The sequence below is a fragment of the Streptomyces sp. NPDC107550 genome (assembly GCF_055639095.1).
Window position 1 is genome coordinate 129,051 of sequence record NZ_JBVKBC010000014.1, and the last position, 22,115, is coordinate 151,165.

Annotated in this window: 18 protein-coding genes; 9 read left to right on the plus strand and 9 right to left on the minus strand. The window is 71.4% G+C overall.

The annotated features are described in order from the left end of the window. Positions 1 to 28: 28 nt before the first annotated feature. The 5 genes from ACZ7LY_RS20285 (at position 29) to ACZ7LY_RS20305 (ending at position 8,004) form a co-directional block, all read left to right on the plus strand. Positions 29 to 2,620: a bifunctional SulP family inorganic anion transporter/carbonic anhydrase gene (locus ACZ7LY_RS20285; protein ID WP_471626018.1), complete on the plus strand. Its 2,592-nt coding sequence runs from the start codon at positions 29 to 31 to the stop codon at positions 2,618 to 2,620. A gap of 181 nt (positions 2,621 to 2,801) precedes the next feature. Next, positions 2,802 to 4,820: an acetate--CoA ligase gene (gene acs, locus ACZ7LY_RS20290; RefSeq protein ID WP_471626019.1), complete on the plus strand. Its 2,019-nt coding sequence runs from the start codon at positions 2,802 to 2,804 to the stop codon at positions 4,818 to 4,820. Between the two features lie 260 nt (positions 4,821 to 5,080). Continuing rightward, a complete protein-coding gene (gene nhaA, locus ACZ7LY_RS20295; RefSeq protein WP_471626020.1) occupies positions 5,081 to 6,481 on the plus strand; it encodes a Na+/H+ antiporter NhaA in 1,401 nt (466 codons plus the stop codon). A gap of 96 nt (positions 6,482 to 6,577) precedes the next feature. Beyond that, on the plus strand, positions 6,578 to 7,066 hold the full coding sequence (locus tag ACZ7LY_RS20300; RefSeq protein ID WP_471626021.1) for a phage holin family protein: 489 nt from the start codon (positions 6,578 to 6,580) through the stop codon (positions 7,064 to 7,066). Then, entirely contained in the window at positions 7,063 to 8,004 is a 942-nt protein-coding gene (locus tag ACZ7LY_RS20305) for an alpha/beta fold hydrolase (protein WP_471626022.1), read from the plus strand. The genes ACZ7LY_RS20300 and ACZ7LY_RS20305 overlap by 4 nt, the downstream gene beginning before the upstream one ends. A 357-nt stretch (positions 8,005 to 8,361) precedes the next feature. On the opposite strand, the gene ACZ7LY_RS20310 is transcribed toward ACZ7LY_RS20305, so the two are convergent. The 3 genes from ACZ7LY_RS20310 to nth all read right to left on the minus strand — a co-directional run bounded on the left by ACZ7LY_RS20310 (position 8,362) and on the right by nth (position 11,881). Next, complete coding sequence (locus ACZ7LY_RS20310; RefSeq protein WP_471626023.1) at positions 8,362 to 9,561, minus strand: MarP family serine protease; 1,200 nt, start codon at positions 9,559 to 9,561, stop codon at positions 8,362 to 8,364. 51 nt (positions 9,562 to 9,612) lie between these two features. Next, positions 9,613 to 10,272, minus strand: coding sequence for an NUDIX hydrolase (locus tag ACZ7LY_RS20315; RefSeq protein WP_471626061.1), 660 nt, complete (start codon positions 10,270 to 10,272; stop codon positions 9,613 to 9,615). A gap of 418 nt (positions 10,273 to 10,690) precedes the next feature. Then, on the minus strand, positions 10,691 to 11,881 hold the full coding sequence (gene nth / locus ACZ7LY_RS20320; protein ID WP_471626024.1) for an endonuclease III: 1,191 nt from the start codon (positions 11,879 to 11,881) through the stop codon (positions 10,691 to 10,693). 257 nt (positions 11,882 to 12,138) lie between these two features. On the opposite strand from nth, the gene ACZ7LY_RS20325 reads away from it, so the two are divergent. Beyond that, the gene (locus ACZ7LY_RS20325; RefSeq protein ID WP_055515728.1) at positions 12,139 to 12,813 is read left to right on the plus strand and encodes a Crp/Fnr family transcriptional regulator; all 675 of its coding nucleotides are present in this window, start codon (positions 12,139 to 12,141) and stop codon (positions 12,811 to 12,813) included. A gap of 554 nt (positions 12,814 to 13,367) precedes the next feature. On the opposite strand, the gene ACZ7LY_RS20330 is transcribed toward ACZ7LY_RS20325, so the two are convergent. The 4 genes from ACZ7LY_RS20330 to ACZ7LY_RS20345 form a co-directional block, all read right to left on the minus strand. Then, the gene (locus ACZ7LY_RS20330; protein WP_471626025.1) at positions 13,368 to 14,204 is read right to left on the minus strand and encodes an MBL fold metallo-hydrolase; all 837 of its coding nucleotides are present in this window, start codon (positions 14,202 to 14,204) and stop codon (positions 13,368 to 13,370) included. After that, positions 14,201 to 15,073: an NUDIX hydrolase gene (locus ACZ7LY_RS20335; protein WP_471626026.1), complete on the minus strand. Its 873-nt coding sequence runs from the start codon at positions 15,071 to 15,073 to the stop codon at positions 14,201 to 14,203. The genes ACZ7LY_RS20330 and ACZ7LY_RS20335 overlap by 4 nt, the downstream gene beginning before the upstream one ends. A 110-nt stretch (positions 15,074 to 15,183) precedes the next feature. Then, positions 15,184 to 15,657, minus strand: a complete 474-nt coding sequence (locus ACZ7LY_RS20340) for a RidA family protein (RefSeq protein WP_471626027.1) — start codon at positions 15,655 to 15,657, stop codon at positions 15,184 to 15,186. Beyond that, a complete protein-coding gene (locus ACZ7LY_RS20345; protein WP_471626028.1) occupies positions 15,654 to 15,815 on the minus strand; it encodes a DUF4177 domain-containing protein in 162 nt (53 codons plus the stop codon). The genes ACZ7LY_RS20340 and ACZ7LY_RS20345 overlap by 4 nt, the downstream gene beginning before the upstream one ends. Before the next feature lie 104 nt (positions 15,816 to 15,919). Here ACZ7LY_RS20345 and bagA point away from each other — a divergent pair, with 104 nt between their 5' ends. Then, positions 15,920 to 16,879 (plus strand): ATPase BagA, encoded by a 960-nt coding sequence (gene bagA, locus ACZ7LY_RS20350; RefSeq protein WP_471626029.1) that lies wholly within the window; start codon positions 15,920 to 15,922, stop codon positions 16,877 to 16,879. Positions 16,880 to 16,891: 12 nt separating this feature from the next. Beyond that, the gene (gene bagB / locus ACZ7LY_RS20355; protein ID WP_471626030.1) at positions 16,892 to 18,154 is read left to right on the plus strand and encodes an ATPase BagB; all 1,263 of its coding nucleotides are present in this window, start codon (positions 16,892 to 16,894) and stop codon (positions 18,152 to 18,154) included. Positions 18,155 to 18,413: 259 nt separating this feature from the next. Here bagB and ACZ7LY_RS20360 read toward each other — a convergent pair whose 3' ends face one another. Next, on the minus strand, positions 18,414 to 18,758 hold the full coding sequence (locus ACZ7LY_RS20360) for a WhiB family transcriptional regulator (RefSeq protein ID WP_471626031.1): 345 nt from the start codon (positions 18,756 to 18,758) through the stop codon (positions 18,414 to 18,416). A gap of 440 nt (positions 18,759 to 19,198) precedes the next feature. Between ACZ7LY_RS20360 and ACZ7LY_RS20365 the strand changes: the two genes are divergently transcribed. Beyond that, positions 19,199 to 21,451 carry a transglycosylase domain-containing protein gene (locus ACZ7LY_RS20365; RefSeq protein ID WP_471626032.1) on the plus strand — a complete coding sequence of 751 codons (2,253 nt, stop codon included), beginning with the start codon at positions 19,199 to 19,201 and terminating at the stop codon, positions 21,449 to 21,451. Positions 21,452 to 21,634: 183 nt separating this feature from the next. On the opposite strand, the gene ACZ7LY_RS20370 is transcribed toward ACZ7LY_RS20365, so the two are convergent. Then, a complete protein-coding gene (locus ACZ7LY_RS20370) occupies positions 21,635 to 22,099 on the minus strand; it encodes a GatB/YqeY domain-containing protein (RefSeq protein WP_471626033.1) in 465 nt (154 codons plus the stop codon). Between the last annotated feature and the right edge of the window lie 16 nt (positions 22,100 to 22,115).

A 22,115-nucleotide genomic window follows, 5' to 3' on the forward strand; every position in this document is an offset into this window, starting at 1 on the left:
CGCGCTGCACCCCGGAGGAGACGGGAACATGTCAGCCTGCGTACCCACCCGCGCCAGCGACTCCGATCCGCACGGAGCCGACCTCACCGGCGAACCGACCGCCGCCGACCGCACCGCCCACAGCCCGCCGCCCCGCGCGCCCCGGCGCCGGTTCCGCGTCGCGGGCGCCGACCTCTCGGCGTCCGTCGCCGTCTTCCTCATCGCCCTGCCCCTCTCGCTCGGCATCGCGCTCGCCACCGGCGCCCCGCTGGAGTCCGGGCTCGTCGCCGCCGCCGTCGGCGGGATCGTCGCCGGCTGCCTGGGCGGCGCCCCGCTCCAGGTCAGCGGCCCGGCAGCCGGTCTGACCGTCGTCACCGCCGAGCTGATCCAGCGCTACGGCTGGCGCACCACCTGCGCCGTCACCGTCATGGCGGGCGTCGCCCAGATCGGCCTCGGCTGCCTCCGGGTGGCCCGCACCGCCCTCGCCGTCAGCCCCGCCGTCGTGCACGGCATGCTCGCGGGCATCGGCGTGACCATCGCCGTCGCGCAGCTCCACATCGTCCTCGGCGGCACGCCCGACAGCTCCGTGCTCGCCAACCTGGCTTCCCTGCCACGCCAGTTGACGCACGCGCAGCCCGCCGCCCTCGCCGTCAGCGTCCTCACCCTCACCGTGCTCCTCGGCTGGCCGCGGCTGCCCGGCCGCGCGGGGCGCGTCGCCCGGAGAGTCCCCGCCGCGCTGCTCGCCGTGATCGCGGCGACCGTCGTCACCGCCGCCCTCGGGCTCACCCTGCCGAAGGTCGATCTGCCGTCCTGGAGCAGTCATGCCCTGGTGGGGCTGCCCGAGGGGCCGGTGCTCGGCATCGCCGCCGCCGTGCTCACGACGACCCTGGTGTGCAGCGTGCAGTCGCTGCTCGGCGCGGTCGCCGTGGACAAGATGGCCGCCGCCCGCCCGGATCTGCCGCCCGCGATGCGCCGTTCGAACCTGGACCGGGAGCTGCTCTCCCAGGGCGCGTCGAACATCGTGTCCGGGACGCTCGGCGGGCTGCCCGTCGCGGGCGTCGCGGTGCGCTCCACGGCGAACATCAACGCGGGGGCGGTCAGCGGGAACTCCTCGGTCCTGCACGGCGTTTGGGTAGGTGCGGCCACCTTGCTCCTGGTCCCCGTCCTGGAGCTGATCCCGCTCGCGTCACTCGCCGCCCTGGTGATGGCGGTCGGGGTGCAGATGGTCTCGCTGAACCACATCCGCACGGTCACCCGCCACCGTGAGGTCCTGGTCTACGGCGTGACCACGGCCGGAGTCGTCGTCTTCGGCGTCCTCCAGGGCGTCGGGCTCGGCGTCGCCGTCGCCGTCGGCGTCGCGCTGCACCGCCTCGCGCGTACCCGCATCACGCACGAGGAGGACAGCGCCGGCGTCCACCATGTGCGGGTGCGGGGGCAGTTGACGTTCCTCGCCGTGCCCCGGCTCAGCCGCACGCTGCACCATGTCCCGCACGGGGCGGACTGTGTCGTGGAGTTGGACGGCTCGTTCATGGATCACGCGGCGTACGAGGCGTTGCAGGACTGGCAGAAGTCGCATCGCGCGCAGGGCGGCCGGGTCGAGGTCGGCGGGCGCGCGGGCGGCACCGGCGGCCGGATCGCGGAGCCCGCGAGCGCGGCGCACACGTGTTGCCGCCCGTGGACGCCGTGGCGCAACCACCACTGCGACCGGCCCGGCCCCCCAGTCGCCGAGAACACCGGAAGCCCACAGAAGACCGGAAGCCCCCAGAGCCCCGGGAGCCCGCGGAACCCCGGCCGACCGGTCAGCCCCGCGAGCCCGGGGAACACCGGGAGCCCGCAGAGCGCGCGGAGCCCAGGGGACCCCGGGAGCCCGACCAGCCCCGGGACCCCCGCCGCTCCCGGCGCCACAGCCGCAGCCGCCACCCCCACGGCGACCTCCGCCCGCTCCAGGACCAGGCACCATCTGGCCACCGGCATCAGGGCGTTCCACCGGAACACCGCGCCACTGGTGCGCGGGGAGCTGGCGCGGCTGGCGCGCGAGGGGCAGCAGCCGACGCACCTGTTTCTGACCTGCGCCGACTCCCGCGTCGTCACCTCGATGATCACGTCGAGCGGCCCCGGCGACCTGTTCGTCGTGCGTAACGTCGGCAATCTCGTACCGCTGCCCGGCGAGGAGAGCGGGGACGACTCGGTGGCCGCCGCCATCGAGTACGCGGTGGACGTGCTGAAGGTGCAGTCGATCACCGTGTGCGGGCACTCCGGCTGCGGCGCGATGCAGGCCCTGCTGAGCAGCCCGCCCGACGCCGGGGCGCGCACCCCGCTCAAGCGCTGGCTGCGGCACGGCGCGCCGACCCTCGCCCGGGTTTCCGACGCCACGCTGCCCGGGGCGCGGCTCGCGGGACGGGCGCCGGCGGACGCGGTGGAACAACTGTGCCTGACCAACGTGGTGCAGCAGTTGGAGCACTTGAGGGCGCACGAGTCGGTGGCCCGCGCCCTCGCGGACGGCACGCTCGACCTGCACGGCATGTACTTCCACGTCGGAGAGGCGCAGGCGTATCTGCTCCGGGAGGCCACGCCGCTTCCGGCGGCCGAGCCGGTGTTCGGGCAGGTGGAGGCGGCCGCGTACGAGGACACGCGGGCCTGAACCGGGCGGCGGCCGGCCGCGTGCAAAGAGGAGGAGCATGTGGCCTCCCGGTCCGCCGGGGGCCACATGTTCGCGCCCCCGCCCAGAACTCGCTCATCACACGCTCAGAACGCGCGCAGAACCCGGCTATAGGTCTAAACCAATTTTGCGGACACCCCTTGTCACCAGGGGTCCCCTTCTGATGAGCTGTGGTCTGGGACACAACGGCCGCCCGGCAAAGCACCGTAAGGGAGATGTCGTGAGCAACGAGACCAGCTTGGCCAACCTTCTCAAGGAGGACCGTCGCTTCGCGCCGCCCGCTGACCTGGCCGCCAACGCCAACGTCACGGCCGAGGCGTACGAGCAGGCCAAGGCTGACCGGCTCGGTTTCTGGGCCGAGCAGGCCCGCCGCCTGACCTGGGCGACGGAACCGACGGAGACGCTCGACTGGTCGAACCCGCCGTTCGCCAAGTGGTTCAAGGACGGCAAGCTGAACGTCGCGTACAACTGCGTCGACCGGCACGTCGAGGCCGGCCACGGCGACCGCGTGGCGATCCACTTCGAGGGCGAGCCGGGCGACAGCCGGGCCATCACCTACGCGGAGCTCAAGGACGAGGTCAGCCGCGCGGCGAACGCGCTGACGGAGCTGGGCGTCCAGGCCGGTGACCGCGTCGCCGTGTACCTGCCGATGATCCCCGAGGCCGTCATCGCCATGCTGGCCTGCGCCCGCCTCGGCGCCGCGCACTCGGTCGTCTTCGGCGGCTTCTCGGCGGACGCCATCGCCAAGCGCATCGAGGACGCCGCCGCCAAGGTCGTCATCACCGCCGACGGCGGCTACCGGCGCGGCAAGCCGTCCGCGCTCAAGCCCGCCGTGGACGACGCGCTCACCCGGGTCGAAGGCGTCGCCAAGGTGCTCGTCGTGCGCCGCACCGAGCAGGACGTCGCCTGGACCGAGGGCCGCGACGTGTGGTGGCACGAGATCGTGGGCCGCCAGTCGGCCGAGCACACGCCGGAGGCGTTCGACGCCGAGCAGCCGCTGTTCATCCTGTACACGTCGGGTACGACGGGGAAGCCGAAGGGCATCCTGCACACCTCCGGCGGCTATCTGACGCAGGCCAGCTACACGCACCACGCGGTCTTCGACCTCAAGCCGGAGACGGACGTCTACTGGTGCACGGCCGACATCGGCTGGGTCACCGGCCACTCGTACATCACGTACGGCCCCCTCTCCAACGGTGCGACGCAGGTCATCTACGAGGGCACCCCGGACACCCCGCACCAGGGCCGCTTCTGGGAGATCGTGCAGAAGTACGGCGTCACGATCCTGTACACGGCGCCGACGGCGATCCGTACGTTCATGAAGTGGGGCGACGACATCCCCGCCAAGTTCGACCTCAGCAGCCTGCGTGTGCTGGGTTCGGTGGGTGAGCCGATCAACCCCGAGGCGTGGGTCTGGTATCGCAAGAACATCGGCGCGGACAAGTGCCCCGTCGTCGACACGTGGTGGCAGACCGAGACCGGCGCGATCATGATCTCGCCGCTGCCGGGCGTCACCGAGACCAAGCCGGGCTCCGCGCAGCGCGCGCTTCCGGGCATCTCCGCGACCGTCCTCGACGACGAGGGCCACGAGGTGCCCAACGGCGGGGGCGGCTACCTCGCCCTCACCGAGCCGTGGCCGTCGATGCTGCGCACCATCTGGGGCGACGACCAGCGGTTCATCGACACGTACTGGTCGCGCTTCGAGGGCACGTACTTCGCCGGTGACGGCGCGAAGAAGGACGACGACGGCGACATCTGGCTGCTCGGCCGGGTCGACGACGTGATGCTCGTGTCCGGGCACAACATCTCGACGACCGAGGTCGAGTCGGCGCTCGTCTCGCACCCGGCCGTCGCCGAGGCCGCCGTGGTCGGCGCCGCCGACGCGACGACCGGCCAGGCCATCGTGGCGTTCGTCATCCTGCGCGGCACCGCCGACGCCGACGACGAGTCGCTCGTCGCCGACCTGCGCAACCACGTGGGCGCCACGCTCGGCCCGATCGCCAAGCCCAAGCGCGTCCTGCCGGTCGCCGAGCTGCCCAAGACCCGCTCCGGCAAGATCATGCGCCGCCTCCTGCGGGACGTCGCGGAGAACCGCGAGCTGGGCGACGTCACCACGCTCACCGACTCCTCCGTCATGGACCTCATCCAAACGAAGCTCCCGGCGACCCCGAGCGAGGACTGACCCACCCGGCGCGGCGACCGTATGCAGGGATTTCCCCAGGCAGGGCCCCGGGGAAATCCCGTACGGAAGACGGACCAATCGGGTGCCCGGCGATCGTGCCGGGTGTCCGATTCGTGCGTATCGTGAGGGACGCCAGGTACGCCTCGCGTACACCCGGTAGGGTGAAGGACGCGTCAGAAACGCGATAGGGAAAGACCACAGGGTGTGCCGGGAAGTCTGGTCGGCGATGTGTCCAGCCGTACCCGACCGGAGGTTCCCCCGTGAGCGCCCCCCGCAAGAACGACCGCAAGGCCCTCGGCAGGCTCTCCCTGCCCGAGCGCAACTTCGTGGCCGAAGCGCTCCGCACCGAGACCGTCGGCGGCGTCCTGCTCCTCGTCGCCGCCATCGCCGCCCTGGTCTGGGCGAACGTGCCCGCGCTCAGCGACTCGTACAAGTCCGTGAGCCACTTCCACTTCGGTCCTGCGGCGCTCGGGCTCGACCTCTCCGTCGCGCACTGGGCCGCCGACGGGCTGCTCGCCATCTTCTTCTTCGTCGCCGGCATCGAGCTGAAGCGCGAACTCGTCGCCGGTGACCTGCGCGACCCGAAGGCCGCCGCGCTGCCCGTGGTCGCCGCCCTGTGCGGCATGATCGTGCCGGCGCTCGTCTACGTCCTCGTCAACACCGTCGGCGGCGGCTCGCTCGACGGCTGGGCCGTGCCGACCGCCACCGACATCGCGTTCGCGCTCGCCGTCCTCGCCGTCATCGGTACGTCACTGCCGAGCGCCCTGCGCGCGTTCCTGCTCACGCTCGCCGTCGTCGACGACCTCTTCGCCATCCTGATCATCGCCGTCTTCTTCACGAGCGAGCTGAACTTCCTCGCGCTCGGCGGCGCCGTCGTCGGCCTCGCCCTGTTCTGGCTGCTGCTCAGGAAGAACGTACGCGGCTGGTACGTGTACGTGCCGCTGGCCGTCGTCATCTGGGCGCTCATGTACAACAGCGGCATCCACGCCACCATCGCCGGTGTCGCCATGGGCCTGATGCTGCGCTGCACCACCCGTGAGGGTGAGAAGACCTCCCCCGGAGAGCACATCGAGCACGTGGTGCGCCCGCTGTCGGCGGGGCTCGCGGTGCCGCTGTTCGCGCTGTTCAGCGCGGGTGTCGCGGTGTCCGGCGGGGCGCTCGGCGATGTGTTCACGCGGCCCGAGACGCTGGGCGTGGTGCTCGGCCTCGTCGTCGGCAAGGCCGTCGGCATCTTCGGCGGCACCTGGCTCACCTCCCGCTTCACCCGCGCGTCCCTGTCCGACGAACTCGCCTGGCCGGACGTCTTCGCCGTCGCCTCCCTCGCCGGCATCGGCTTCACCGTCTCCCTGCTCATCGACGAACTCGCCTTCACCGACGACCCGCTGCTCACCGACGAGGTCAAGGCCGCCGTCCTGCTCGGCTCCCTGATCGCGGCCGTCCTCTCCGGCATCCTGCTGAAGATCCGCAACGCCAAGTACCGTGCGCTGTGCGAGACCGAGGAGCGCGACGAGGACCTCGACGGCATCCCCGACATCTACGAGCAGGACAAGCCGGACTACCACCTCCGGATGGCCGAGATCTACGAGCGCAAAGCCGCCGAACATCGCAGGCTTGCCGAAGTGACGGGCGGGGGAGGCGACGAGGAGGAGCGTCCGGCATGATCTGACAACAAGTCCGCACATCCGGAGCACCACGGCTACAAGGCTTCAAGGCTTCAAGGCTTCTACGAGCTTCTACAGGGAAACAGGGAGAACGCGATGAGCGCACCCGACGGCAACCCGGTCGGCGCCGAACGCAGCGTCGGCCAGCTTTTCGCCTCGGCGACGGCAGAGATGTCCGCACTGGTGCACGACGAGATCGCCCTCGCCAAGGCGCAGCTCAAGAACGACGTGAAGCGCGGCGCGGTCAGCGGCGGCGCGTTCACGGCCGGCCTGGTCATCCTCGTGTTCTCGCTGCCGATGCTGAGCTTCGCGCTCGCCTACGGCATCCGTACGTGGTCGCACTGGAACCTCGCGCTCTGCTTCCTGCTTTCCTTCGCGGCGAACGTCCTGGTCGCGCTCGTGCTCTTCCTCATCGGCATGGTGTTCGCCAAGAAGGCCAAGCAGGGCAAGGGCCCGCAGAAGGTCGCCGCCTCCATGAAGGAGTCCGCGAGCGTCCTGCAGAACGCCAAGCCGCACCCGCGCCCGGTGACGCCGCGTGACGAGGAGCCCGTCGCCATCGAGGCTGTGGCACGCTCGTCTTCATGACGGACCCCGCCACTCCCCCGGCCCAGCCGCCCGCCTCTGTCGTACGCCCCGACGGCCCCTGGACGCACCGGGAGGTCGCGGCGAACGGCGCGCGCTTCCACATCGCGGAGGCGGGGGACGGGCCGCTCGTCCTGCTCCTGCACGGCTTTCCGCAGTACTGGTGGACATGGCGGCACCAGTTGGAGGCGCTGGCCGACGCCGGTTTCCGCGCCGTCGCCATGGACCTGCGGGGCGTCGGCGGCAGTGACCGTACGCCGCGCGGCTACGACCCGGCGAACCTCGCGCTCGACATCACCGGTGTGATCCGCTCCCTCGGCGAGCCGGACGCCGCGCTCGTCGGGCACGACCTCGGCGGCTATCTGGCCTGGACGGCGGCCGTGATGCGGCCCAAGCTGGTGCGCCGGCTCGCCGTGTCGTCCATGCCGCACCCGCGCCGTTGGCGTTCCGCGATGCTGTCCGACGTCAAGCAGACGACCGCCGGTTCCTACGTATGGGGGTTCCAGCGCCCCTGGTTGCCCGAGCGTCAACTCGTCGCTGACGACGGCGCCCTGGTGGGCCGTCTGCTGGAGGAGTGGGCGGGGCCCCGGGGCATCGAGCCCGACGCGGTCGCCACGTACCGGCAGGCCATGTGCATCCCCTCCACGGCCCACTGCTCGATCGAGCCGTACCGCTGGATGGTGCGCTCGCTCGCGCGGCCCGACGGCATCCAGTTCAACCGGCGCATGAAGCGCCCCGTACGCGTGCCGACGCTGCATCTGCACGGCTCCCTCGACCCGGTCGTGCGCACGCGCAGCGCGGCCGGTTCCGGCGAGTACGTCGAAGCGCCCTACCGCTGGCGGCTGTTCGACGGGCTCGGGCACTTCCCGCACGAGGAGGACCCGGCCGGCTTCTCGAAGGAGCTGGTCAGCTGGCTCAAGGACACCGAGCCCGACCGCTGACCCGGCCGCCCCGCACCCCCGGAACGGATTGCTCCGTCCGGGTGGGAACACCTGTCCCTCGAACAGCCAATTGCCTGGCGCATACGCCAATTGGGGTCCAACGGCGCGGTTACCGACCATGAGCCCCGGGCAGACGTCGGTGTATGGGCTGGACGCACGACTACAGTGACGCAGCACGCACCCGACGCCCCGCGATGACGCTGGGCTCTCCGCGCGAGGAGGCGCAAGGGGCAGTCTCCGTACACGATCCCCGGTTGGGCATCCCGCGCATCCTGCGCCGCCGGGCCCGCTGGGTCTCGGCCCGGCTCAAGCACACCGGGCGCGCCACCACCACCTGAGCGGGCCCCGCGCCGTCGGCTACAGCGCGCAGTCGTCCGTGTCGACCTGCTGGGACGCCGAGCGGCCCTTGTCGATGTCGGCGCGGATCTCGTCACCGGTCAGCGCGTACCCCGTCTGCGCGTCGTCCAGGGACTTGGCGAACACCACGCCGTACACCTGCCCCTCGGGCGTCAGGAGCGGTCCGCCGGAGTTGCCCTGACGGACCGTCGCGTACAGCGAGTACACGTCACGGCTGACCGTGCCCCGGTGGTAGATGTCCGGCCCGTTCGGTGTGACGCGGCCGCGCACCCGGGCAGGGCGCACGTCGTACGCGCCGTTCTGCGGGAAGCCCGCCACGATCGCCCCGTCGCCGCGCTGCGCGTCCCGCTCGGTGAAGCGCAGGGGCGGCGCGGGCAGCTTCGGCACGTCCAGGACGGCGATGTCCTTCTTCCAGTCGTAGAGCACGACCTTCGCGTCGTAGCGCACGCCCTCGCCGCCGATCTGCACGGTCGGCTCGTCGACGCCGCCGACCACGTGCGCGTTGGTCATCACGCGGCGGTCGGAGAAGACGAAACCGGTGCCCTCGACGACCTTGCCGCAGCGCGGCGCCTGTCCCACCACCTTCACGATGGAACGCTTCGCCACGGTCGCCGCGCGGCTGTGCGCGAGCCGCGGGTCGGGCGGCTTGACCTCGGTGATCGGCTCGTTGGCGAACGGGCTGAAGACCTGCGGGTAGCCGTTCTGCGCGAGCGTGGAGGAGAAGTCGGCGAACCAGGTGTCCGCCTGCGCGGGCAGCGCCCGTGACACGCCCATCAGCACCTTGGAGCTGCGTACTTCCTTGCCGAGCGTGGGCAGCGTGGTGCCGGCGAGCGCGGAACCTATCAGCCACGCCACCAGCAGCATCGCCGCCACGTTCACCACGGCGCCGCCCGTCGCGTCGAGGGCGCGCGCGGGGGACCAGGTGATGTATCTGCGCAGCTTGTTGCCCAAGTGGGTGGTGAAGGCCTGGCCGATGGAGGCGAAGACGATCACCACGATCACGGCGACGACCGCGACGGCCGTGGTGACCTCCGCGTTCTCCGTGGCCGCGCCCCACAGCAGGGGCAGCGTGTAGACGGCTACGAGACCGCCGCCGAGGAAACCGATCACCGACAGGATGCCGACCACGAACCCCTGGCGGTAGCCGACGATCGCAAACCATACGGCGGCTGCGAGCAGCAGGATGTCCAGCACGTTCACCGATTCATGCCTCGCCTTGTATCTCGCTTCGCCACTTCGCAGGACACCCTGTCATGTACGCCAGTCGAGCGGCACCGTGTTCTCCCGGTCCCAGGGCCGCTCCCAGCCCGCGTAATGCAGGATCCGGTCGATCACGCCGGCCGTGAAACCCCAGACCAGAGCCGATTCGACGAGGAACGCGGGGCCCTGGTGGCCGCTCGGGTGGACCGTCGTCGCCCGGTTCGCCGGGTCCGTGAGATCGGCCACCGGGACCGTGAAGACGCGGGCCGTCTCGGCGGGGTCCACGGCCGCGACCGGCGTCGGGCGCCGCCACCAGCCGAGCACCGGCGTCACGACGAAGCCGCTCACCGGGATGTACAGCTTCGGCAGCACGCCGAACAGCTGGACGCCGCTCGGATCCAGGCCCGTCTCCTCCCACGCCTCGCGCAGCGCCGCGCGCAGCGGGCCCTCGGCGGCCGGGTCGCCGTCCTCCGGGTCCAGGGCGCCGCCGGGGAACGAGGGCTGCCCCGCGTGCGATCTCAGCGATCCCGCGCGCTCCATCAGCAGCAGCTCGGGGCCGCGGGCGCCCTCGCCGAACAGCACCAGGACCGCGGACTGGCGCCCCGCGCCGCTCTCGGGCGGCAGGAAGCGGCTGAGCTGCTCGCCACGGACGGTGCGGGCGGCGCGGGCGACCGGGGCGAGCCAGTCGGGCAGACCGTCGTCGCTCAGCACGGGGGGCGCGGGGCGCGGGGCGTGCGGGGCCTGTGAGTCGTGCGGGGGGTGCGGATCGCGCGCGGCTTCGGGGTCGTGCGGGGCCCGGGGGGCGTGGGGTTCGCGCGGGTCGTGCGTGGGGTGCGGATCGCGTGCGCCTTGGGATTCGCGCGGGTCGTCCGGGGTCTGCGCGTCGTGCCGCGCCTGCGGGTCGTGCGTGGCCTGCGGGTCTCGCGGCACCCGCGAGTCGTGCGGGGCCTGCGGGGCGTGCCGCGCCCGTGACTCGTGGGGGTCGGGGTCGTGCGGTGCCGACGCCCTTGTCGTGTCGTTCGTTGGTTCGCTGCCGATCTCGCTCACGTGCTTCATCGCCGCCCCCGTACCTGCTCGTGTTGGGCCCAACGCCCCGGTGCCCCCTCTTCGTTCCCCCCGTACCCGCGGGTCACCCGATCGTGCCGCCCAGGGGCGGGGCGGGCAGGCCGCCGGCGTCCAGGTAGGACTGCGGCGGCTTCAGACGCTGGCCCGGCATGCCGCCCTTCTCGTACTTGAGCAGCTTCTTCGCCTTCTCCGGGTCCGTCTCGCCCTCGCCGTACGCCGGGCACAGGGGCGCGATCGGGCAGGCGCCGCAGGCGGGCTTGCGGGCGTGGCAGACGCGGCGGCCGTGGAAGATCACGTGGTGGCTGAGCATCGTCCACTGGCTCTTGGGGAACAACTCCCCGACCGCCCGCTCGACCTTGTCCGGGTCCGTCTCCTCCGTCCACTTCCAGCGCCGTACGAGACGGCCGAAGTGGGTGTCGACGGTGATGCCGGGCCTGCCGAACGCGTTGCCCAACACCACGAACGCCGTCTTGCGGCCGACCCCGGGCAGCTTCACGAGGTCTTCGAGGCGGCCGGGGACCTCACCGCCGAACTCCTCCGTCAGCGCCTTCGCCAGCCCCATGATCGACTTCGTCTTCGCGCGGAAGAACCCCGTCGGCCGGATCAGCTCCTCGACCCGCTCCGGGTCCGCCGCGGCGAGGTCCTCCGGGGTCGGGTACGCGGCGAACAGCCCCGGCGTCGTCTGATTCACCCTCAGGTCCGTGGTCTGCGCGGACAGCACGGTCGCCACGAGCAGTTGGAAGGGGTTCTCGAAGTCCAGCTCGGGGTGGGCGTACGGGTACGCCTCCGCGAGCTCCCTGTCGATCTTGCGGGCGCGGCGGACCAGAGCGGTGTGGCTCTCCGCCCGGGGAGCGGGGGTCTTCTTGGCCGGGGCGGGCTTCTTCGCGGGGGCGGTGCGCTTGGCTGCGGGCGCTTTCTTCGCTGAGGCGGGCTTCTTCGCGGGCGCGGCGCTCTTGGCCGGGGCGAGGCTTTTGGCCGCAGGCACCTCCTTCGCCGAGGTGGCGCTCTTGGCTGCGGGCGCCTTCTTCGCCGAGGTGGCCTTCTTCGCGGGCGCGGCGGGCTTCGTCGCGGGCGCTTCGGCCGGCTTCTCGGCTGCGGCCTTCTTCGGCGCGGGGGCGGCCTTTTTCGGCGGCGGGGACTTCTTCACTGCGGTAGCCCTCCCGGAGGCTGTCGTCGTCGCGGCGCGCTTCTGGGCCGTCCCTCGAACAGAATCGGCGGAGTGTTCGCCCACAGCGGAATCGGAGGGCTCCGGCATCGCTCCAGCCCCCTCCGCCCGCGCTGTCACCGGCCTTTCGGACACCCGGCCAGCCTAAAGGTCGGCACTGACATCCGCCCCGGAGGCCACGGATCGGCCCCCGATTGGCCCCCTAGTCCTCGGCTTGTGACCCAGGTGCGGCAGACTTGTGCCTGAGTGACTGATCACACTGTTTGGACCGTCCGGCAAAATGGGAACCGGGAAAGCCTCCCCCCAGGCAGTAACCCCACAGTGCAGGCGACATAGGAGAGAAACTCGTGGACGACGTTCTGCGGCGCGCCCCGCTCTTCGCGGCGCTCGATGACGAGCAGGCCGCGGAGCTCCGCGCCTCCATGAGTGAGGTGACCCTCGCACGCGGCGACGCCCTGTTCCACGAGGGCGACCCCGGAGACCGGCTGTACGTGGTCACCGAGGGCAAGGTGAAGCTCCACCGCACCTCCCCCGACGGGCGGGAGAACATGCTGGCCGTGCTCGGCCCCGGCGAACTGATCGGAGAGCTGTCCCTCTTCGACCCCGGCCCGCGTACGGCCACGGCCAGCGCGCTGACCGAGGTGAAGCTGCTGGGTCTCGGGCACGGTGACCTCCAGCCCTGGCTCAACGTGCGGCCCGAGGTGGCGGCGGCGCTGCTGCGGGCGGTGGCCCGTCGGCTCCGCAAGACCAACGACCAGATGTCCGACCTCGTCTTCTCCGACGTACCCGGGCGTGTCGCGCGGGCGCTGCTCGATCTTTCGCGGCGGTTCGGTGTGCAGTCCGAGGAGGGCATCCACGTCGTCCACGATCTGACGCAGGAGGAGCTGGCGCAGCTCGTCGGGGCGTCCCGGGAGACGGTCAACAAGGCGTTGGCCGATTTCGCCGGGCGCGGGTGGCTTCGCCTTGAGGCGCGTGCGGTGATTCTGCTTGACGTGGAGCGGCTGGCCAAGCGGTCGCGCTGACGCTGGTCTACGCGATCGAAAGCCCCGCCCGCCTCTCAGGCCGGCGGGGCTCCCCCCCGGCCTCCGGCCCTGACGGACTGGGCTCAGCGCGAACTCCAGTCCCCGGCGGAGCTGACCTCAACGCCAACTCCCAGCCTCCGGCCCTGACCGACTGGGCTCAGCGCCAACTCCCGGCCTCGGCCCTGGCCGGCTGGCCTCAGCGCTAACTCCCAGCCCCTCCGGCGATTGAGGAGCGGGGGCTGGGGCAGCGCCCCAGAGTGCCGGGTTCGTCGTGGCCGCTCGCGCAGTTCCCCGCGCCCCTTACGGGGCAATTAGCACCGGCGCCCTGGGCAGCCGCCCCCGCCTTGGGCAATCTGCCGCCTGGGGCGGCAGGGTGGGCAAGGCGGCACCCCAGCGCCGGGTGCGTTGATGTTGTACGTCCAGTTCAGCCCCGGTGGGGCTTCTCGCGCAGTTCCCCGCGCCCCTGAGGGAGTCGCCTCAGCGCCAACACCCAGCCCCTCCGGCGATTGAGGAGCCCCAGGGGGCTGGGGGCTCCCCGCGGCGCTGGAGGGCGGTCACTGAGGGATGAGACCGTGTTCCTGGAGGTAGTCCAGTTGGGCTCGGACCGAGAGTTCCGCTGCCGGCCACAGGGAGCGGTCGACGTCCGCGTAGACGTGGGCGACGACCTCGCCGGGGGTGGCGTGGCCGTTCTCGACGGCCGTCTCGACCTGGGCGAGCCGCTTCGCGCGGTGCGCGAGGTAGAACTCGACGGCGCCCTGCGCGTCCTCCAGGACCGGCCCGTGCCCCGGCAGGACCGTGTGCACGCCGTCGTCGACCGTCAGGGAGCGCAGCCGCCGCAGCGAGTCGAGATAGTCGCCGAGCCGCCCGTCGGGGTGGGCGACGACCGTCGTGCCGCGCCCGAGGATCGTGTCGCCGGTCAGGACCGCCCCGTCGGCGGGCAGGTGGAAGCAGAGCGAGTCGGCGGTGTGCCCGGGCGTGGGAACGACCCGCAGTTCCAGGCCGCCGACGGCGACGACGTCCCCGGCCCCGAGCCCCTCCTCCCCCAGCCGCAGCGCGGGATCGAGCGCGCGCACGCGCGTGCCGGTCAGTTCCGCGAACCGGGCCGCGCCCTCCGCGTGGTCGGGATGCCCGTGCGTCAGGAGCGTCAGCGCGACCCGCCGGCCCGCGCGCTCGGCGACCGCGCACACCTCACGCAGATGCGCGTCGTCCAGCGGGCCCGGGTCCACGACGACGGCCAGGTCGCTGTCCGGCTCGGCGAGGATCCAGGTGTTGGTGCCGTCGAGGGTCATCGCGGACGCGTTCGGCGCGAGGACGTTCGTGGCGCGGGCCGTCGCGGGGCCCGAGAGCACCCCGCCGCGCGGCTGCCCGGGCAGTGCCGCGGCGTCGGTCATCGGGAACTCCCCCCGGTCGGGATGTGCTTGGTGAACTCCTCGTGCCCCGGCCAGGACAGCACCACCTCGCCGTCCGCCACGCGCGCGCGTGCCAGTACGGGGGTGAGGTCCCGCCCCGCCGCCGCGCCGAGGGCGTCGCCGGCACTGTCGTACGCGGCGAGGGTGCGCAGTGTGGCGACCGTCGGCGGCATCATCGTCAGTTCGCCCCGGTCGTACGCCTCGGCGGCCCGCTCCGGCGCGATCCACACCGTACGGTCGGCCTCGCTGGTGTCGTCGCTGGTGCGCTGGCCCGCCGGGAGGGCGGCGGCGAAGAACCACGTGTCGTAGCGGCGCGGTTCGAACTCGGGCGTGATCCAGCGCGCCCACGCGCCCAGCAGATCGGAGCGGAGCACCAGGCCCCGCGCGTCCAGGAACTCGGCGAAGGACAGCTCGCGTGCGATCAGCGCGGCGCGCGCGGCCCGCCACTCCTCGCCGGTGGTGTCGTCGACGACGGTGTCGGGGGCCGGCCCGGCGAGCAGCACGCCCGCCTCCTCGAAGGTCTCGCGGACGGCCGCGCAGACGACGGCCTGCGCCTCCTTCTCGGGCAGCCCGAGGCGTGCGCCCCACTCCGCGCGCGTGGGGCCCGCCCAATGCGGTTCGCGCTCGCCGTCGCGGGGGTCGACGCCGCCGCCGGGATACGCGTACGCCCCGGCCGCGAAGGCCATCGACGTACGTCTGCGCAGCATGTGCACCTCGACGCCGGCCCCGGGCACGTCCCTGAGCAGCATCACCGTCGCGGCGCGCCGGGGCGTCGCGGGCACCAGCGTGCCCTCGGCGAGGGCGCGGATGCGGTCCGGCCACTCGGGGGGATACCACTGCCCGTTTGCCATGGCCGGAGGCTAACCGGTGACGGCCGGATGTTCGAGACCCCATCCGTCACCGGTGGCACACACGCCGTACGGTCCGCAGCCGGCCGGAGGCGGGCCCGTACGGCGCCAGGTCAGTCCTCGGGGGTCAGCTCGACCTGGATCTCGACCTCGACCGGCGCGTCCAGCGGCAGCACCGCCACGCCGACCGCGCTGCGCGCGTGCACGCCCTTGTCGCCGAGTACGGCGCCCAGCAGCTCGCTCGCGCCGTTGATCACGCCGGGCTGCCCGGTGAAGTCGGTGGCGGAGGCCACGAACCCGACGACCTTCACCACGCGCGCGATGCGGTCCAGATCGCCGGCGACGGACTTCACGGCCGCCAGCGCGTTCAGCGCGCAGGTCGCGGCGAGGTCCTTGGCCTGCTCGGCGGTGACCTCGTCACCGACCTTGCCGGTCAGCGTCAGCACGCCGTCCACCATGGGCAGCTGCCCCGCCGTGTACACGTACACCCCGGACCGTACGGCCGGCTGGTACGCGGCGACCGGCGGCACGACGGGCGGCAGCGTCAGACCCAGCTCCGCGAGGCGCGCCTCGACCTGCCCGCTCATGCCTTCTCCCGCTTCAGGTACGCGACGAGCTGCTCCGGGTTGTTCGGACCCGGCACGACCTGCACCAGCTCCCAGCCGTCCTCGCCCCAGGTGTCGAGGATCTGCTTCGTCGCGTGCACGAGGAGCGGCACGGTCGCGTATTCCCACTTCTTAGCCATGGGGCGACTGTAGCCGCCGTCCCGGCGCCGGGCGTCGCGGAGGCCGCTGCGTGAGAGCGGAGGCTGCTGCGTGAGAGGGGCCGTCACTGGTTAGGCTCGCATATGTGAGCAGGCTCCAGGTCGTCAGCGGCAAGGGCGGTACCGGAAAGACCACGGTCGCCGCCGCACTCGCGCTCGCCCTCTCGACCGAGGGCAAGCGCACTCTCCTCGTGGAGGTGGAGGGCAGACAAGGAATCGCGCAGCTCTTCGAGACGGAGGCGCTCCCCTACGAGGAGCGGAAGATCGCCGTGGCGCCCGGCGGCGGCGAGGTGCACGCCCTCGCCATCGACCCCGAACTGGCGCTGCTGGACTACCTCCAGATGTTCTACAAGCTCGGCGGCGCCGGCCGCGCCCTGAAGAAGCTCGGCGCGATCGACTTCGCCACGACCGTCGCACCGGGCCTGCGGGACGTGCTGCTGACCGGCAAGGCGTGCGAGGCGGTCCGCCGCAAGAACAAGCAGGGCCGGTACGTGTACGACCACGTCGTCATGGACGCGCCGCCCACGGGCCGCATCACCCGCTTCCTCAACGTCAACGACGAGGTCGCGGGGCTCGCCAGGATCGGCCCGATACACAACCAGGCACAGGCCGTCATGCGCGTGCTCAAGTCCCGTGAGACGGCGGTGCATCTGGTGACGCTCCTTGAGGAGATGCCGGTGCAGGAGACCCTCGACGGGGTCGCCGAACTGCGCGCCGCCCAGCTCCCGGTGGGCCGCGTCGTCGTCAACATGGTGCGCCCCGCGCTCCTCGGGGAACCCGCGCTGGCACTGACCGGCGACAGCGGGGTACGCCCGGCCGTCACCGGGGCACTGGAACAGGCGGGGGTGGCCGGCGCCAAGCGGCTGGTGGGGCCGCTGCTCGCGCAGGCCGCCGAGTACGCCGAGCGGTACGCGCTCGAGGGCGCCCAGCGCGAACTGCTCACCGACGCGGGCCTGCCGACGCACGAACTGCCGTTGCTCACCGAGGGGCTGGACCTCGCGGGCCTGTACCGGCTCGCCGAGGAACTGCGACAGCAAGGGATCTAGGGGACGGTTTCGATGACGCTGGATGCTGAGCGCACGCTCGACGTGGACCCACTGCTCGACGACCCGAAGACCCGCATCGTGGTGTGCTGCGGCAGCGGGGGCGTCGGCAAGACCACGACCGCGGCGGCGCTCGGTCTGCGCGCCGCCGAGCGGGGCCGCAAGGTCGTCGTGCTGACCATCGACCCGGCCCGCAGGCTCGCCCAGTCCATGGGCATCGACTCGCTGGACAACACCCCGCGCCGGGTGAAGGACATCGACGACGCGGCGGGCGGTGAGCTGCACGCGATGATGCTCGACATGAAGCGCACGTTCGACGAGATCGTCGAGGCGCACGCGGACCCCGAGCGCGCCCGGGCGATCCTCGACAACCCCTTCTACCAGTCGCTCTCGGCGGGCTTCGCGGGCACGCAGGAGTACATGGCGATGGAGAAGCTCGGGCAGCTGCGCTCGCGCGACGAGTGGGACCTGATCGTCGTGGACACGCCTCCCTCGCGCTCGGCGCTGGACTTCCTGGACGCGCCGAGCCGCCTCGGGTCGTTCCTCGACGGGAAGCTGATCCGGGTGCTGATGGCGCCGGCGAAGGTCGGCGGGCGGGCCGGGATGAAGTTCCTGAACGTCGGTATGTCGATGATGACGGGCGCGCTCGGCAAGCTGCTCGGCGGTCAGCTCCTGCGGGACGTACAGACGTTCGTCGCGGCGATGGACACGATGTTCGGCGGGTTCCGTACGCGGGCCGACGCCACGTACAAGCTGCTCCAGGCGCCGGGGACGGCGTTCCTCGTGGTCGCGGCGCCCGAGCGGGACGCGTTGCGGGAGGCCGCGTACTTCGTGGAGCGGCTGGCCGCGGACCGGATGCCGCTCGCGGGGCTCGTGCTGAACCGGGTGCATGGCAGCGGGGCCGCGAAGCTGTCCGCCGAGCGGGCGCTGGCCGCCGCGGAAAATCTTGACGAGCGCGGCATTGTGGATCAGGGCGCCGGGAAGGAACAGGGGCGTACGCCCCCCGAGGCGTCCCCCGAGACCGAGGTCCCCGCGTCCGGCTCCCCCGAACCCGAACCCGAGCCCACGGTCGAACAACTGACGGCTGGTCTGTTGCGGCTGCATGCCGAGCGGATGCGGGTCATCGCGCGGGAGCGGCGTACGCGGGATCGTTTCCGCGCGCTGCATCCTGAGGTCGCCGTGGCGGAGGTCGCGGCGCTGCCCGGTGACGTCCACGACCTCGCGGGCCTACGCGCCATCGCCACCCGCCTCGCCGGCCAGCCAAAAAGCGGACGCTGAGGTCAGCCCCCTCAGGGGCGCGGGGAACTGCGCGAGAAGCCCCACCGGAGCTGAACTGGACGCACAACATCAACGCACCCGGCGCTACCCCTGGGGCTCCGCCCCAGACCCCGCTCCTCAATCGCCGGAGGGGCTGGAAGTGGGCGCTGAAAGCCCCCTCATGGGCGCGGGTCCGCTGCCGCGAAGAAGGAACGCTGAGGTCAGCCCCGTAAGGAGCGCGGAGAACACCGGGCCGGGCTGGAGTGGACGGAGATAAGGGCTAGCCGACCGCCGCGTACCGCTCGTACGCCTCGTCATCCTCAAGCTCCACCGGCAACAACCCCGCCCCACGCTCATACTCCGTACGCGCGGTCTCCAGCAGCCGGCGCCAGGACGTGACCGTCGGCCGCCGGCGCAACAACGCCCGCCGCTCCCGCTCCGTCATGCCGCCCCACACACCGAACTCGACGCGATTGTCGAGCGCGTCAGCGAGACACTCGGTGCGCACAGGGCACCCCGTGCACACCGCCTTCGCCCGGTTCTGCGCTGCTCCTTGAACGAACAGTTCATCCGGATCGGTAGTGCGGCAGGCCGCCTGCGCACTCCAGTCGACTACCCAGCCCATACCGGCGCCGTCCTCTCCCGAATCGAGGCTCCCCCACGGCGGCAGCGGCATATTCACCGCCGCCAGTTGAGGACGTTACGGAAGGTGGGCACAGCGCAACACCCCCTTCGGGCCCAATCTTGAATGGTCCGAACGGACTATGCGTAAGCGGCAGATCACCCGACGGAGTGACCGGAAGACATGCGTAACAACCCCGGCAAACCGGGACAGTTCTGGTGCGCCACAACGGACGCGGAATGACACACGAGGCGGTTTCGGACACCCTCCGAGCCCTGCGCGGGGGGCTCGCGGGAGGGGACGGGAATGACTACGGCCGACGTCGGGAACGTTTCGGGGGCGTCCCACGTCTTGATACGTAACCGCACTGCTGTGACAGTTGAGTGCAGCTTAGGCCAAGGCATATACGCCTGTCCGGAGAATCGACACGTAGGCTGCCCCACATGGGAAAGAAGCGCTCGGCCGGTAGTGGCGGCGGCATGTCGCCCGCCCAACAGGCCGCCAAGTTCCTCGGCGTCAGCGTGCTCGCCGGGGCCGTACTCGCCGGCATCGCGCTGCCCGCAGCCGGCGCGCTCGGGCTCGCGGCCCGCGGCTCGGTCGAGGGGTTCGACGAGATCCCCGCGAACCTGAAGACGCCCCCGCTGAGCCAGCGCACCACCATCCTGGACAACCAGGGCGGCGCCATCGCCACCGTCTACTCCCGCGACCGCACGGTCGTCCCGCTCGACGCCATCTCGCCGTACATGCAGAAGGCGATCGTCGCCATCGAGGACTCGCGCTTCTACGAGCACGGCGCGGTCGACGCCAAGGGCATCCTGCGCGCGATCAACGCCAACGCGCACAACGGCGGCGTCTCGCAGGGCGCGTCCACCCTCACCCAGCAGTACGTGAAGAACGTCTTCATGGAAGAGGCGGGCGACGACCCGACCAAGCTGGCGCAGGCGACGCAGCAGACCATCGGCCGCAAGGTCAAGGAGCTGAAGTACGCGATCCAGGTGGAGGAGGAGCTGGGCAAGAAGAAGATCCTCGCCAACTACCTCAACATCACGTACTTCGGCCAGCAGGCGTACGGCGTCGAGGCCGCCGCCCAGCGCTACTTCTCCAAGCCCGCCAAGGACCTGAAGGTCCAGGAGGCCGCCCTCCTCGCCGGCATCGTCCAGTCGCCGAGCCGCTACGACCCGGTCAACGACAGCGAGGAGGCCAAGAAGCGGCGCAACGTCGTGCTCCAGCGCATGGCCGACATGCACGACATCTCGCAGGCGGAGGCCGACAAGGCCAAGCAGACCGACCTCGGCCTCAAGGTCAAGCGCCCGCGCAACGGCTGCATCACCGCGGTCCGCGGCGCCGCCTTCTTCTGCGACTACGTCCGCGAGGTCTTCCTCAACGACCCGGTCTTCGGCAAGAAGAAGGAAGACCGCGCCAAGCTGTGGAACCGCGGCGGCCTGACCGTGCGGACGACGCTCGACCCGCAGGCGCAGGACTCGGTGGAGTCCTCCATCAAGGAGCACGTCTACACGGCCGACAAGGTCGCCACGGCCGTCACCCTCGTCGAGCCGGGCACCGGCAAGATCCTCGGCATGGGCCAGTCGAAGCCGTACGGCACCGACAAGGACAAGAACGAGACGGTCCTCAACTACTCGGTCAACTCCGCGTACAACGGCTCGGCGTACGGCTTCCCGACGGGTTCGACGTTCAAGCCGTTCGTGGCGGCCGCCGCGCTCGACGCCGGCACGCCGATCACGCAGCAGTACCCGGCCCCGTACAAGATGCCGTACCCGAGCACCGTGCAGACGTGCAGCGGGAAGCCCTGGCGCAACGACGGCGGCTACGAGCTGGAGAACGAGAACGAGTCGGAGAAGGGCCCCTATCGCCTCAAGGAGGCGATGGAGAAGTCCATCAACACGTACTTCGTGCAGATGCTCGGCGACACCGGCATGTGCCCGGTCGTGCAGATGACCGACAAGCTCGGCGTCGTCCAGGGCAACGGGCAGAAGGTCCCCGAGGTGCCGTCCTCGATGACCCTCGGTTCGACCGGTCTCTCCCCGCTGACCATGGCCTCCGCGTACGCGGCCTTCGCCAACCGGGGCACGTACTGCACGCCCGTCGCCATCGAGTCGATCACCGGGCCGGACGGCAAGGGCATCGGCGTACCGAAGACCGCGTGCTCGCGCGCCATGTCCGAGGAGACCGCCGACAAGATCAACACTCTGCTCAGCGGAGTGGTCGACTCCGGTACGGGTCAGCAGGCCGGCCTCCAGGACCGGGACAACGCGGGCAAGACCGGTACGACGGACTCCCGCAAGAACGCCTGGTTCGTCGGCTACACGCCGAACCTGTCGGGCGCGGTCTGGGTCGGCAGCGCCTCGCAGAGCGTGTCGATGACCAACATCACCATCGGCGGCCAGTACCACGACAAGGTCTACGGCGCCGACACCCCCGGCCCGATCTGGCGCAACGCCATGACGGGCGCCCTGTCGGGCAAGGACTCCCCCGGCTTCAACATGGTCGACATCCCCGACCTCGACAAGGGCAAGGGGAAGACGAAGGACAAGGGAAAAGGCGGTGACGGGGGCGGCGGTCAGAACGACGGCAAACCCGGCGCCGACAACCCCTTCCCGCACCTGACCATCCCGCCGGGCCTGCTCGGCGGCGGCAACGGGAACGGGCACGGCCGGGGGCACGGGGGCGGTCACTGACGCTCTCCCTGTACGAGGAGGCGCGTAGGCCGGTACGTGGAGGCCCGTAGGCCGCCTGTACGACGAGGAGACCCGTGGGCCTGCCTGTACGAGGAGGCCCGTTGGCGCAAGCGAAAGGGGCGCCCCCCGATGATCGGGGGGCGCCCTTTTCTCTGCCCTCTTCGGCGAGCCGTCCGTTTAGGCTCAGCCAAGCAGGAGGCGCTTGACCGTGGCGGCGACGCGGCCGCCCTCCGCGCGGTCCCCGACCTTCGGCTTCACGATCTTCATGACCTGGCCCATGGCCTTCGGCCCCTCCGCGCCGGCCGCCTTCGCCTCCTCGACCGCCTGCCCGACGATCTGCTCCAGCTCGGCGTCGCTCAACTGCTGCGGCAGATACTCGGCGAGCACCTCGCCCTCCGCCTTCTCGCGCGCGGCGGACTCCGCGCGCCCGCCCTTCTCGAAGGCCTCGGCCGCCTCGCGGCGCTTCTTCGCCTCCTTGACGATCACCGTCTGCACCTCGTCGTCGGACAGCTCGCGCTTCTGCGTACCCGCGACCTCCTGCGTGGTGATCGCGGCGAGGGTCATCCGGAGCGTCGAGGAGCGCAGCTCGTCCCGCCCCTTGATCGCGGCGTTGAGATCGTCCTGAAGCTTCGACTTGAGCGTGGTCATACGTCGATTGTCGCAG